Genomic DNA, 12,691 nt, shown 5'->3' on the forward strand with positions numbered 1-12,691 from the left:
GGGGACGCTTGCCAACGTTCTAGCGGCCTGCTATTACCACCAGGATTCCACTTGGAAACCGACGGAGCTGCCGTTGGTCTTGCCACCAAACACGCCCGTCGACGACAGCGCCGATTCCGCGGCGGCGGCCGACTGGGCTGCCTTGTTCCATTTGGCATAGGTGTAGAAGGCGCGCAGCACGGGACGCGACCAGAAGCTGTTGCCGGCTGACAGTTGCGGTGCGAACGTCAGCTTGGTCAGGTTGCGGCTTTCGCCGCCTTCCGGCTTGACGATGTCGTGGCCCAGTTCCACGGCCAGGCTATAGTTGTCCGTGAAGTGGTAGACGGGGCGCGCGCCGATCGATGTCCACTTGCTGCTCACGCCTGCCGTTTCCTTGTCTTCATAGACGAAGGTGCCCATGCCCGACCAGGCGCCTTTGGGCTGGATCATGATCTGTTCCGTCAGACGCACGACCTTGTCATCCTTGCCGGCGCCCAGGCTGAAGCCGCCCGTGTTGGCGGCGCTACCTTTGCCATACTGCAATGCCACCTTGTTGAAGCCGCCCAGCAGATTGCCTTGCGTATGCATGATGGTCAGCAAATGGCCGCTGGCGATGGGGGCCGCGCCTTGCGCATTGCGTTTCTGGTTGAATTGCAGGCCCAAGGTCAGTTCGCCATCGGGATTGACCTTGATGCCGGAGAAGCGCAAGTCGTGGGACAGGCCCATGCGCTTGCTGTCGCCGTCATCGGCCGTGCGCACGACGGCGTAGGCCAGCTTGGCGGCGCCCAGGTCGATGTTTTCCAGGCCGGCGCCAGGGCCGCTGTTATTCCAGAAGTAGTAATCGGTGATGTGCACGTCCTGGCGGTCGTAGTAGCGCTTGCCGACCCAGGCGCGCGCTTCGGCGAAGGCGCCCGTGCCGATCTTGTCGGCGACGACGTTCATTTCGCGCCACGACGGGTCCGATTGCTCCCAGTCCTGATTCTGGTTGACGGAGAACGCCACCAGGGTATTGATGCGGAAGGTGGTGCCGTTGGCTGCCTTGAAGGCTTCGCCGCCGAATTTCAGCTCGCCATAGGTTTCGCACTCATTGCCCAGACGATACTTGGACGAGGCGCCGGCCAGGCCGAAACACGCTTCCTTGCCGCCTTCGCTGCTGGTGCCGAAGCCCGAGCGGATATAGCCGCCGAAGTCGATCGGCAGGGCGGCCTGGGCCGACGCACTCAAGGCCATCAGCACTGCCGCTGGCAACGCTTTCAAGAAAAATTTGTTCATTGTGTCTCCAGTGTTTTTATAGGTGTGGGATCGGCGCGCATCAATTTGCACAACCAAAGCGCTTTAACTATGTTTAAAAGCGCTTTGAGTATAGTTCAAAGCGCTTTGATAAGTAAACTCGTTTTGTTCTTGAAAACTTTTGAGGTGTTGCAGAGAAACATCAAAGGCGGGCGGCGGCGCGTGGGCGCCGCCGGGTATGGCGGGGCAGGGGATGGTTGCCGCGGGAAAGCCGGGCGGCTTAGTTGGGCGCCTTGCAGGCGGGCAGGGCGGCTGTGTCCCGTGCGGCATCGGCCGCATTCGCCGGATGGCGCAGGAAGGCGAGGATCAACAGGGCCGACGCCGTCGTGATGCTGGCCAGCACATACAGCAAGTGGCGGAAGGCCGTGCCATACACTTGCGCCAGGTCGGCGGCGCCCGCCTGAGGTAGCAGGGTAGCGGCATGGCGCAGCTCGCCCAGCGCCAGGAAGGGGCCGGCATGCGCCGCCTGCTCCGCGCCGATGCCGGCAATGCCGGCGCCGCCCAGCGCCGCGACGGTGAGCGTACCCAGCAGCGCGCTGACGATGGCCAGCGCCAGGCCTTCGCCCGCCACGCGCGTCGTATTGAAGATGCCGGCTGCCATGCCGGCCCGCTCGACGGGCACGACGCTGATGGCCAGGCCATCCATCAAGCCCCAGGGCAGGCTGATACCGCAGCCGATCAGCAGCAGCGGCCCGATCAAGGTAGCGGGCGCTTGCCCTGGCGCGCAAGTGGAGAGCCACAGCAAGCCGCCCGCCGCCAGCAGCAGGCCGCTGGCGCAAATGTGGGCGGCGGCGAGGCGCTGCGCCGCCATGCCGGCCAGGATCGGCAGCACCAGCATGGGTGCCGACAGGGCGATCATCATGCGTCCCGCTTCCAGCGCGCTGTAGCCTTCGATGCCGATGAAGCGGGCCGGCAGCAGTACCAGCAGTACGACAAAGGAAAACGCGGGCGCTGCCGCCAGCAGTTGTACGCCGGCAAAAGCAGGCAGGCGGAACAGGGTCAAGTCCAGCATGGGCCGCGCCGCGCGCCGCTCCACGCGGATGAATGCGCCCAGCAGCAAGGCCGCGCCACTGAGCAGCCCCAGGCTGGCAGCACTGCCCCAGCCGCTGTCGGGCGCCTGCAGCAAGCCATAGGTGAACAAGGAGAGGGCGCTTGTAAACGTCAGGGCGCCGGGCCAGTCGACGCCCTGCGCCTGCGGGTCGCGCGATTCGCGCATGGCGCGCGCGGCGGCCAGCAGGGCGGCCAGGCCGGCCGCGGCAGTGGCGACAAAAATGGCGCGCCAGCCCGTGTGGGTGATCAAGGTGCCTGCCAGGAAGGGGCCGAAGGCCAGGCCCACGCCAAAGGCCGTGCCGATCAGGCTGAAGGCGCGCGCGCGGGCGGGGCCGTCGAATTCCTGTGCCAGGGCCGCCAGTCCGCTCGACAGGGCCATGGCGCAGCCCAGGCCCTGGACGGCGCGCAGCACGTCGAGCCACAAGATGCCGGGCGCGGCCGCCAGTGCTAGCGCGGCGGCGGAAAACACGCCCATGCCCAGCAAGAACACGCGCTTGCGGCCATAGCGGTCGGCCAGGGCGCCGGCCACCATCAGGCAGCCGCCAAAGCTGAGCATGAAGGCGTTCGTGATCCATGCCAGCGCCAGCGGCGTGCCGTGCAAGTCGGCGGCGATGGCGGGAATGGCGATGGCCGGTCCCGTAAAACTGAGCGGCATGCACAGCGCGGCCAGGCAGACGGCGGCCAGCACCAGCGTGCGCCGTGCAGTCGCTTGGTCCGGGTCTTGCGCGGGAAGATTCGTATCCATGGGAATGATTCCAGAAAGAGGGAATCCGATGATAATATGGGCGTAATCAATGAAAAAGTGGCTGAAAATCCACTCATAACGGACAAATATTCCCTAATCGAGATGGCGAGATGGCATGGATAATCTGAATGGCATTGCCGCCTTCGTGCGCGCGGCGGAAACGCGCAGTTATGTGGCGGCCGGGCGGCTGCTCGGCGTGTCGGCCTCGGCCGTGGGCAAGAGCGTGGCGCGGCTGGAAGAAAAGCTGGGCGTGCGCCTGCTCAACCGCAGCACGCGGCGCATCAGCCTGAGCAACGAGGGTGCGCTGTTTTACGAACGCTGCCAGCGCATCCTGGCCGACCTCGGGGATGCCGAGGCGGAACTGTCGCACCTGGCCGAGGCGCCGCGCGGCAAGCTGCGCGTCAGCCTGCCCGTGATCGGCTACCGCATCATCCTGCCCCTGCTGGCCGAGTTTACGCGGCGGTACCCGGAGATCGAGCTCGACCTCGATTTCAACGACCGCCTGGTCGACGTGGTGGCCGAAGGCGTCGACGTGGCCGTGCGCAGCGGCACCTTGACGGATTCGCGGCTGATGGCGCGCGAGCTGGGGCCGTTTGCTTTTGCCATCGTGGGCTCTCCCGCATATTTCGCCCGTCACGGCGTGCCGGCCACGCCACGCGCGCTGGAAGGGCACGCCTGCGTGCGTTATAAGTTTCCCACCACGGGCAAGCTGCAGGAATGGGCGCTGCAGCGGGCCGACGGCGACAGCGGCGGCGAGTTGCGCTTGCCGACCGCCTTGACCTGCAACAATATCGAGGCCTTGATCGGCGCCGCCACGCAGGGCGTGGGCCTGGCTTACCTGCCTGACTTTATCGTGCGCGACGCCATCGCGCGTGGCGAACTGCAAGCCGTGCTGGCCGATTGCCTGTTGTACTCGAGCAAGTTCTGGGTGCTGTGGCCGTCGAGCCGTCACCTGTCACCTAAAATCCGCGTCTTTGTTGACCATTTGTGTACCCACCTGCATTTTTCTCCGCCCCCTCCCGACCCTGCATCATCCCTTTGATGGCCCTGGCCGCCGCGCTGGCGGCTGCTTGGGGAATATTCCTACCCCAAAACGATTATTCCTACCGCCGCTGGATTTATATTTGCTGCGCCGCATCACGCCATGCCGCACGGCATCAACTTATGGCCTTCCTGAATACCCGTCATTCGTTATGGAAATTGCCATAAGGAATTTATTTATGTTAATTTCATATCTGTTTCTGCAACATTGCATCGGCTGGTCGCTTGCGGGAACATGTGCAGGATTAGGCGCCATAAGCGTGTAGTAACCAACAATTAAGGGATGGTAACCCCGTTCCGTTCAGGGAGTGTGCATGAAGACAGTCACTACGACGCCGCAGGATCCGGCGCCAGCCACGACAGCGAAACCGGCCCGCAAAACGGGTTTGCTGCTGGGTGGCGGCGCACCAAATTCCACCTTGATCGCCGGCGCCCTGGCTGCTTTCCTTGACGAGGGCATCGAGTTCGACGTTATTTCCGCCTCGGGTGCCGGCGTGTTGATGGGCTTGCTTTACACGACGCCGCACGAGGCCACGCCGCGCCAGGCCTTGCAAAGCTGGGCCGACACGGGCGTGGCCGACAGCATTTACAAGATGATTCCGATCAACTACAAGGTATTCCAGAAGCCGGGCATGCACGCGAGCACTTTCCGCGACGCCTTCCAGCCGCCGGCCAACAATCCTTTTTTCCAGGCATTCCAGCAAACGTTTGCGGGCGTGCCCACGGCTTGGTCGGATTGGGGCAAGCTGATGGTGTCGTCGCTGTCGCCATCGGACCTGTCGGCGAAAAGCCTGGGCCTGTGCGCGCACTTGCCCTTCCTGGAAAAAGCCGTGGATTTCTCGGGCGTGGCCCGCATGCGCCCCGATTTCTACATCAATGCCTACAACCTCAGCGAGCACCGCATGCAAATCTGGGGCAAGCACGAGATCGAAGCTATCCACGTGCGCGCCGCGTTGTCGTTTCCCTTCCTGTATGCGCCCACGACCATCGCCGGCGACGACTATATCGAAGGCGCGGCGCTCGATACGCTCAATTTCGACCCGTTTATCGAAGGCAAGGGCGAGCACCATGACGCCGATACGCTGGTCATCCTCGACATCCTCGGCGACGAGCGACTGCTGCGCAAGCCGCGCAACCTGTACGACGCCTGGGTGCGCTCCATCATCACGCCGCTGGTGAAAATTTCCAAGAGCGAGCTGCGCCTGTTCGAACTCGAACACAACACGGATGCGCGCACGGGCCAGCCCAAGCGGCGCCTGCTCAAGCTCGACTTGATGGGCGGCATCCCGGAGCAGCACTGGCCCGATACGCTGGACTGGTCCAGTTCGAACATGCAGTTGCTGTTCGACGTGGGCCACAAGGCGGGCCTGGCGTTTTGCCGCCAGCATGGCGACTTGCTGCGCCGCGCGCCCGAGGCTTCCCCGCTGGCGGCCTAGCAACCGATCCCCGGCCACCTGATCGGCAGCTACTTATCCTGCCTGGCCTTGCCAGGCTACCTTTTTACTGTGACACACCATGAATATCACCAAGCAATTAATTCTGACCCTGACCATCGCCTTGCTGGCCCTGCTATTGCTGGGCGCCGGCGGCGCCATCCAGCTGCAGCGCGCCCAGGAGCGTTTTGATACCGTGCAAAACCGCATCATTCCCAGCATCCAGGGCTTGAATGCGGCCAAGGGTTTCCTGGCCGACTCGCGTCTGGCCGGTTACCGCCTGTCCGTATTCTCGAACCTGGCCGACAAGACGGCGCTGGACAAGGCCGTGGCCGATGCCAACACGAATTTCGACAAGGTCATCGCCACCTACCGCGCCGAGCGCCTGTATGACGCGACGGACAGCAAGATGCTCGACGCCGACCAGGCCGCCATGGAAGCCTACCGCCGCGCGCTGGCGCCATTCTTTGCCGCCGCCTACGCGGGCGACATGGATGGCGTACGCGCCACCTTGCTGGCCGGCACGCCGCTGGCCATCACGGCCGCCGCCGCCAAGAAAAGCATGGATGACCATATCGCCTACAACAACAAGCTGGTCGATGACGTGAAGGCCGAAAGCCTGGCCGCCTACGACACGGCGTTCAACACCATGCTGGCCGTGCTGGGCGTGGCCGTGTTGCTGACGGGCGCGCTGGCTTGGCATATCTACCGCACCATCAGCGGCGGCCTGGGCAATATCGAACACACGCTGGAGCGCGTCAGCGCTTCGCTGGACCTGTCCGCCGCCATGCCCGTCGAGCGCATGGACGAAGTGGGCCGCACGGCCACCGCCTTCAATAAATTCCTCGAGCGCATCGTCGGCGTGATCGCCACCGTGCGCGCCTCGGCCGATACGGTCAGCGTGGCGGCCGCCCAGATTTCCGCCGGCAACGCGGACTTGTCGGTGCGCACCGAACAGCAGGCGTCTTCCTTGGAAGAAACGGCATCCAGCCTGGAAGAGCTGACCTCGGCCGTGCGCCAGAATACGGACAATGCGCGCCAGGCGAACTCGCTGGCCGTGTCCGCCTCGGACGTGGCCCGCAAGGGCGGCGCCGTGGTGGCGCAGGTGGTGGGCACGATGGGCTCGATCAACGAATCGGCGAAGAAGATCGCCGACATTATCGGCGTGATCGACGGCATTGCCTTCCAAACCAACATTCTGGCGCTGAATGCGGCCGTGGAAGCAGCGCGCGCGGGCGAGCAGGGCCGGGGCTTTGCCGTGGTGGCCACGGAAGTGCGCAACCTGGCGCAGCGTTCGGCGGCAGCCGCCAAGGAAATCAAGGGCTTGATCGAGGATTCCGTCGACAAGGTCAACACGGGCAGCGCGCTGGTCGACCAGGCGGGCGCGACGATGGAAGAAATCGTCGCCAGCATCCGCCGCGTGACGGACATCATGGGCGACATCGCCAACGCCAGCCACGAGCAGAGCGCAGGCATCGAGCAGGTGAACCAGGCCATTTCGCAAATGGACCAGGTCACCCAGCAAAACGCGGCCCTCGTGGAAGAGGCGGCCGCCGCCGCGTCGTCGCTGCAGGATCGCGCCGTGGAACTGGTCGACGTGGTGGCCGTGTTCCGCCTGCGTGGCGACACCCAGGCAAAATCGTTGACAGTGGCGGGTGGCTTGCCGGCCCCGGCTTCAGCCTCAGCCAGCCAGCGCCTGGCGCTGCCTGGCCGCAGTGCCCGCGCTTAAGTTTAGTCATTGAATTGCCCCGGTACGCCGGGGTTTTGGTGATGTCATTGTTCTATTCGGGGGGGGGCGTTGATGTTCGGTATCTGTGACGACGGTAAGTAAGGTTTCCCGGGCTGACAGGGAAGGAGGGCACTGCCCTGTTTCGCAAGTCAGGGTGCCTGCCTTTCGCACACGTGAGTCCGCTTTCGCCCCGTTGCGGTCAGTCGCGTGCGGTCACTCATCATTGAACGACGCGTAGATTTCGACTGAAAGTGCGATGTTGCGTTCGCCCAGCATCAGCAGCGACTGCGGCGATATGGCAACCCCTTCGCTTGATCCGTGCATAAACCAGCCGCAGTAAATATCGATTTCGAATCGTTTCCCTAATTCCAACCAGACATCGGTCCCTATCGGAATTTGCGCTAGCAGCTGGGAGATTTGGCCATCGAAGTCGCCGGTTTCTGAAAGGTCGGCATCAAGTATCCACGCCCCGGTTTTTCGCAGGACGGTCGCACCGGATGAAGTCGTATATTGATAACCCTTCATCCATGCCTTCGAAGGGAAATGGCCGAATAGACGGCACACCTCTTCGGGAATGAGGTCGTCGCCAAATAATCGTATCGACGCTTCACATCTGTTGATTAGGCCCATCTGTCTCCCTGTTTACGACTGACTGCTTCTGGCCGAACTCGGTCTCTAATCAAAAACAATTCGCTGTCCCACTTCGAATTCATTCTCATGGCAATAAAACAGGATAAGCGGTGTGTCGTGCGAATAGATCATCGCGTCGTCACGTGATGGGATAAAAATATCCGACCAATTCTCGACCAGGAACACAGTGCTGCACAAGAAACATTCGTCTTCTCCAAACACCACCACGACCTGCTGGTTTCCCGGCACACGGGCACGTAACCATTTGCTTGCGGTGGCCGCATCGTCTCCGGATGCGAACCGCTCGATCGAGTCAACGGTGTTTATGTTCAGGCCGAGATGGGTCTTTGAGTCGTGAAGGCATGCTACCTCATAGGCGCGGCGGGCGTCTTCGGCATTCAGCCAGGCGATATCCGCTGAGTGATGCTGTAGTTCCTGAACCCGCCAATGTGCTGTATTCATCATTTCTCAAAGTTTCATATGCTCATGGCCATGGCGAGCAGCAGCTTTCGGTCGAATCCGGAGCATCCCTTGATCCTGGCGCAAAACAAGGCTGTCATCATGGCCCGGCTTTATCTGCGACCAGTATAACCAGAATCTGATTCTATTGGCATGATAAAAAAACAGTGTATCCTGCAATTTCAGCGGATATATTTTTGTCGAGGCAAAGAAATGGCTGCGGCATTTATTCCTGCTGGCGGAGTATCTTTGAATTGGCGCAATGGCATGGCGATACTGCGTGATGAATGCTATGCCGCGGGCCAATATTCAGACACTGCATGGCGCCGGATAACAGGCCCAGTTACTTTCACACAATGATAGGGAGATCCCCCAAATTGGCGCAAATTGAAGAAAGCATCCACATTGCCGTCCCGCCTATGGTCATCGACCAGATTTGGAGCGAGGTCGACCGCTGGCACTTGTGGGATCCGGATACAAAGCAAGCCCGGCTCAATGGACCGTTCGCGGTGGGAACACAGGGCAGGATAGTTCCCAGCAAGGGGATGGGTATTGCGATGCTGGTCACGGAGCGCTCGGCAGGCCGCTCGTTCACCGTCGAGGGCTACATCCCTTGGTTCCGCATCCATTTCGAGCACACGGTTGCCGCCGTCAATGACGGATCGCAAGTCGTTCACCGCGTGTGGTTCACTGGAGCCCTTGCCTTTCTGTTCGGCCCAGGCGTTGCCAGACAAGTCCGGGACGGGCTTCCCAGGACGATGCGCTCGCTCAAGGCCTATGCCGAGAAGCGCAACGACACTCTCCACAACGCCGAGGAGGGCGGAGCTAACGCGACAACAGCCTGATAGATAGTTTCTCTTCGTCAATTCCTTGCAAACTGCCCCGTCAAATTAACGTGCCGTTCCCGTCATGATGGAATACAATTCCTGCGTGGCAGCCAGCTTGCCTGGCAAGGCCGGGCACGGCGCCTTTGACCTTGGAAAGATGTTGGCTTATGACTCTGCAGTTCCCTCAGCGAACGGCGCCTTGCGCGCCATCCACGCTCCGCATTTCACGCAAGCCCACCGTTTCCCTGTTCGTCCTGACATTTTCGTGCCTGCTGGTCACGGCGCCCGTCATGGCGGCTGCGCCTGCCAGCAGCAGTGTCATGCTGGAAGAGCTGACCAGCACGGAGTTGCGCAGCCGTATCGACCACGGCGCCACGACCGTGCTGGTGCCGATTGGCGGCGTCGAGCAGAGCGGGCCGTATATCGCGCTGGGCAAGCACAATGTGCGCGCCGGCCTGCTGGCGCGGCAGATTGCGCAAAAGCTGGGCAATACCATCGTCGCGCCCGTCGTTTCCTACGTGCCGGAAGGCGCGGTTTCTCCGCCGGCCGGCCACATGCGCTTTGCCGGCACGATCTCGATTCCGCCGGCCGCCTTCGAAGCCGTGCTGGAAGGGGCGGCCGCCAGCCTGCGCCAGCATGGTTTCCGCGACATCATTTTTCTCGGCGACCATGGCGGCTATCAAAAAAACGAGCAGAACGTGGCCAACAAATTGAACCGCGCCTGGGGCAAGGCTTCCGCCGGCAAGGATGCGCGCGCTTACGCCTTGCTCGACTACTATGACATCACGCAATCGGCCTATATTGCCGAGTTGCAGAAACGCGGCTACAGCAGCGCCGAGATCGGCCTGCACGCGGGCTTGGCGGATGCGGCCTTGATGCTGGCGACGGACCCGTCGCTGGTGCGCAGCGACGCCATGGCCCACGGACCCAAGCCCGGCGTGGCGGACGGCGTGCGCGGCGACGCGACGCGCGCCACGGCTGAACTGGGCCAGATCGGTGTCAAGCTGCAGGTGGATACCTCGGTGGCTGCCATCAAACAGCTGCTGAAACGTAATAAATAACTTCCGCTGGAAGTGCTGAACTTCCGGCTTTTGCAACGAAACGACGCGAAATCACATGAAAAAATCTCAACGACGCACCATCGTCACCTTGTCCGCCCTGGCTGCCGCACTGGCCGGCCTGGGCGTGGCCAGCCAGGTCACCGGCGCCAGCACAGCGGCTCCAGCCGCCGTCGCGCCGGCCGCCGCCTATTCGCCGCTGCCGGGCATGCCGCCGCTGGTGGATCCGAAAAACGTGTACGGCAGCATCGCCAGCAGCAATATGAGCCCCGTCGTCAAGGATCATTTGCGCCGTGTCTACGTGCCCAACCTGCGCTCGAACGATGTCTACGTGATCGACCAGGAGACCCTGAAAGTGGTCGACAAGTTCAAGGTCGGCAGCGGCCCGCAGCACGTGGTGCCGTCTTGGGACTTGCGCACCCTGTGGGTGGCGAACAATGCCGAGCGCACGGACAAGGGCAGTTTGACGCCTATCGACCCTTTGAGCGGCAAGCCGGGCAAGGAAGTGCCCGTCGATGATCCCTACAATATGTATTACACGCCGGACGGCAAATCGGCCATCGTCGTGGCCGAAGCGCGCCACCGCCTCGATTTCCGCGATCCGAAGACCATGGCGGTGCAGTATTCGATCGACACGCCCCAGTGTGGCGGCATCAACCATGCGGATTTCTCCAATGACGGCCGCTACGCCATGTTCACCTGCGAGTTCGACGGCACCATCGCCAAGATCGACCTGGTGGGCCGCAAGGTCGACGGCTACCTGAAATTGCAGATGCCGGCCAAGCGCTTTGCCGAATCCGGCCCCGTGGGCGGCCCGGCGAATGAAATCTGCAGCGTCAAGAAGGGTATGCCGCAAGACATACGCATCTCGCCGGATGGCAAGAAATTCTATATCGCCGACATGGACGCCGACGGTGTGCACATCGTCGATGGCGCCACCCTGAAGGAAATCGGCTTCATCCAGACGGGAGTGGGCGCGCACGGCTTGTACCCTAGTCGCGATGGCAAGAAATTGTACGTGGCCAACCGCGGCACGCACCGCATCCACGGCAAGCCCAAGGGCAAGGGCAGCGTCAGCGTGATCGATTTTGCCACGGAAAAAGTCGTGTCGAACTGGCCGATACCTGGCGGCGGCAGCCCCGACATGGGCAATGTGTCCGCCGATGGCAAGTACCTGTGGCTGTCCGGCCGTTTCGACGACGTGGTCTACCGTATCGAGACGAACAGCGGCGACGTTGCCAAGGTCAAAGTTGGCCAGGAACCGCACGGCTTGACCGTATGGCCGCAGCCGGGCCGCTATTCGCTGGGCCACACGGGCAACCTGCGCTAGGCTGGCGCATGGCGTTTCCTGAGCAGCCGGATTCGCAGTTGTGGTTGCTTAAAAGGCAATGTTGGCGCATACTGTACTTCCATTTCACTATCGCCAGGGAGCGCCATCATGATTCTTGATCACATCGGTTTGAATGTCAGCGATGCACAGGCCAGCAAGGCCTTCTTTTCGGCCGCGCTGGCGCCCCTGGGCGTCGCGGTGGTGATGGAAGAGCAGGGTTGGGTCGGCCTGGGCAAGGATGGCAAGCCCGATTTCTGGTTCGGCGTGGGCGGCACGCCGCATGCCGGCATGCATCTCGCCTTCGCGGCGGACAACCGTGCCCAGGTGGACGCCTTTTACAAGGCCGCGCTGGAAGCGGGCGGCAAGGATAACGGCGCGCCAGGCATCCGCGCACTGTATCACCCGAATTACTATGGCGCTTTCGTGCTGGGGCCGGACGGTCACAATGTCGAAGCCGTCTGCCACCATCCCGAGCCCTGACACCGTTATTTCCTGAAGAGAGCAGCATGAAGCACAGCGCCACCCTGTTTGCCGACGATGCCGGCCGCTATGCCTACGTCAAGGCGGGTTTTTCCTGGCCGGCTCTGTTCCTGGGCTCGTTCTGGGCCGTCGCCAAGCGCCGCTGGTGGCTGCTGCTGCTCATGCTGGCGATGGATGCGTGCCTGTGGTTTGGCAGCCATCTGGCCACCGAACTGCGCATCGGCCCGATGATGCTGCTGATGGCCGTCTCGGAGCTCAGTTACCTGCTGGCGCGTGGCTGGTATGGCAATCGCTGGCTGGAAGCGTCGCTGCGCAGCCATGGCTACAAGCCCGTCGTGCCGGGCGCGGGCGCCGCTTGTTGAGCTTGCCTGGCACAGATTTTCCTTCCCGTCACTGACGTTTGCCAAAGGCAAGCCGTCCAGCCCAAACTTTCTGCGCAGCCTAGCGCACCTTTGATCCAGATCATCCCTCGCCAGCGGTGCTCACGTAGCCTTGGGACTCGCGTTGCAAAGCATCTTCCCACCAATCGGATATGTTTTTTCGCGTTTCGTGGCGTAGCCTGGCCGTTTGCCTCACCGTTCGACTGCCGGTGGTGTCGCCATTTGTTTGTGTCCACCCAACCGCTATTTAATGAGGAACT

Annotated in this window: 12 protein-coding genes; 8 read left to right on the plus strand and 4 right to left on the minus strand. The window is 62.2% G+C overall.

What is annotated here, in order from left to right:
• Positions 1–33: 33 nt before the first annotated feature.
• Together BLT98_RS18905 and BLT98_RS18910 are read right to left on the minus strand one after the other, a co-directional pair.
• Complete coding sequence (locus BLT98_RS18905; RefSeq protein WP_034783044.1) at positions 34–1,251, minus strand: maltoporin; 1,218 nt, start codon at positions 1,249–1,251, stop codon at positions 34–36.
• Between the two features lie 238 nt (positions 1,252–1,489).
• Positions 1,490–3,064 carry an MFS transporter gene (locus BLT98_RS18910; protein WP_092610430.1) on the minus strand — a complete coding sequence of 525 codons (1,575 nt, stop codon included), beginning with the start codon at positions 3,062–3,064 and terminating at the stop codon, positions 1,490–1,492.
• Between the two features lie 115 nt (positions 3,065–3,179).
• Here BLT98_RS18910 and BLT98_RS18915 point away from each other — a divergent pair, with 115 nt between their 5' ends.
• From BLT98_RS18915 to BLT98_RS18925, 3 genes are all read left to right on the plus strand, one after another.
• On the plus strand, positions 3,180–4,106 hold the full coding sequence (locus BLT98_RS18915) for a LysR family transcriptional regulator (RefSeq protein WP_052140180.1): 927 nt from the start codon (positions 3,180–3,182) through the stop codon (positions 4,104–4,106).
• 313 nt (positions 4,107–4,419) lie between these two features.
• Entirely contained in the window at positions 4,420–5,541 is a 1,122-nt protein-coding gene (locus tag BLT98_RS18920) for a patatin-like phospholipase family protein (protein ID WP_070259166.1), read from the plus strand.
• A 79-nt stretch (positions 5,542–5,620) separates the two neighbouring features.
• Positions 5,621–7,267 (plus strand): methyl-accepting chemotaxis protein, encoded by a 1,647-nt coding sequence (locus BLT98_RS18925; protein WP_092610433.1) that lies wholly within the window; start codon positions 5,621–5,623, stop codon positions 7,265–7,267.
• 213 nt (positions 7,268–7,480) lie between these two features.
• On the opposite strand, the gene BLT98_RS18930 is transcribed toward BLT98_RS18925, so the two are convergent.
• Both BLT98_RS18930 and BLT98_RS18935 read right to left on the minus strand, forming a co-directional pair.
• Entirely contained in the window at positions 7,481–7,897 is a 417-nt protein-coding gene (locus BLT98_RS18930) for a DUF4279 domain-containing protein (RefSeq protein ID WP_092610436.1), read from the minus strand.
• A gap of 45 nt (positions 7,898–7,942) precedes the next feature.
• Positions 7,943–8,362, minus strand: a complete 420-nt coding sequence (locus BLT98_RS18935) for a hypothetical protein (RefSeq protein ID WP_092610439.1) — start codon at positions 8,360–8,362, stop codon at positions 7,943–7,945.
• A gap of 371 nt (positions 8,363–8,733) precedes the next feature.
• Between BLT98_RS18935 and BLT98_RS18940 the strand changes: the two genes are divergently transcribed.
• The 5 genes from BLT98_RS18940 to BLT98_RS18960 all read left to right on the plus strand — a co-directional run bounded on the left by BLT98_RS18940 (position 8,734) and on the right by BLT98_RS18960 (position 12,413).
• On the plus strand, positions 8,734–9,201 hold the full coding sequence (locus BLT98_RS18940; RefSeq protein WP_244517575.1) for an SRPBCC family protein: 468 nt from the start codon (positions 8,734–8,736) through the stop codon (positions 9,199–9,201).
• 272 nt (positions 9,202–9,473) lie between these two features.
• On the plus strand, positions 9,474–10,244 hold the full coding sequence (locus BLT98_RS18945) for a creatininase family protein (RefSeq protein WP_092611100.1): 771 nt from the start codon (positions 9,474–9,476) through the stop codon (positions 10,242–10,244).
• 55 nt (positions 10,245–10,299) lie between these two features.
• On the plus strand, positions 10,300–11,571 hold the full coding sequence (locus BLT98_RS18950) for a YncE family protein (RefSeq protein WP_070279067.1): 1,272 nt from the start codon (positions 10,300–10,302) through the stop codon (positions 11,569–11,571).
• Between the two features lie 108 nt (positions 11,572–11,679).
• Positions 11,680–12,051, plus strand: coding sequence for a VOC family protein (locus tag BLT98_RS18955; RefSeq protein ID WP_170846428.1), 372 nt, complete (start codon positions 11,680–11,682; stop codon positions 12,049–12,051).
• A 26-nt stretch (positions 12,052–12,077) separates the two neighbouring features.
• Positions 12,078–12,413, plus strand: coding sequence for a hypothetical protein (locus BLT98_RS18960; protein WP_052140423.1), 336 nt, complete (start codon positions 12,078–12,080; stop codon positions 12,411–12,413).
• Positions 12,414–12,691 lie beyond the last annotated feature (278 nt).

This window comes from Janthinobacterium sp. YR213 (assembly GCF_900099875.1).
Lineage (GTDB): Bacteria > Pseudomonadota > Gammaproteobacteria > Burkholderiales > Burkholderiaceae_D > Janthinobacterium > Janthinobacterium lividum.

What these genes read in the sequence shown, in the direction of transcription:
- BLT98_RS18910 (WP_092610430.1), bottom strand. Translation starts at nt 3,064, where the DNA reads ATGGATACGAATCTTCCCGCGCAAGACCCGGACCAAGCGACTGCACGG.
- BLT98_RS18925 (WP_092610433.1), top strand. Translation starts at nt 5,621, where the DNA reads ATGAATATCACCAAGCAATTAATTCTGACCCTGACCATCGCCTTGCTG.
- BLT98_RS18935 (WP_092610439.1), bottom strand. Translation starts at nt 8,362, where the DNA reads ATGATGAATACAGCACATTGGCGGGTTCAGGAACTACAGCATCACTCA.
- BLT98_RS18930 (WP_092610436.1), bottom strand. Translation starts at nt 7,897, where the DNA reads ATGGGCCTAATCAACAGATGTGAAGCGTCGATACGATTATTTGGCGAC.
- BLT98_RS18905 (WP_034783044.1), bottom strand. Translation starts at nt 1,251, where the DNA reads ATGAACAAATTTTTCTTGAAAGCGTTGCCAGCGGCAGTGCTGATGGCC.
- BLT98_RS18960 (WP_052140423.1), top strand. Translation starts at nt 12,078, where the DNA reads ATGAAGCACAGCGCCACCCTGTTTGCCGACGATGCCGGCCGCTATGCC.
- BLT98_RS18945 (WP_092611100.1), top strand. Translation starts at nt 9,474, where the DNA reads ATGGCGGCTGCGCCTGCCAGCAGCAGTGTCATGCTGGAAGAGCTGACC.
- BLT98_RS18915 (WP_052140180.1), top strand. Translation starts at nt 3,180, where the DNA reads ATGGATAATCTGAATGGCATTGCCGCCTTCGTGCGCGCGGCGGAAACG.
- BLT98_RS18950 (WP_070279067.1), top strand. Translation starts at nt 10,300, where the DNA reads ATGAAAAAATCTCAACGACGCACCATCGTCACCTTGTCCGCCCTGGCT.
- BLT98_RS18920 (WP_070259166.1), top strand. Translation starts at nt 4,420, where the DNA reads ATGAAGACAGTCACTACGACGCCGCAGGATCCGGCGCCAGCCACGACA.
- BLT98_RS18955 (WP_170846428.1), top strand. Translation starts at nt 11,680, where the DNA reads ATGATTCTTGATCACATCGGTTTGAATGTCAGCGATGCACAGGCCAGC.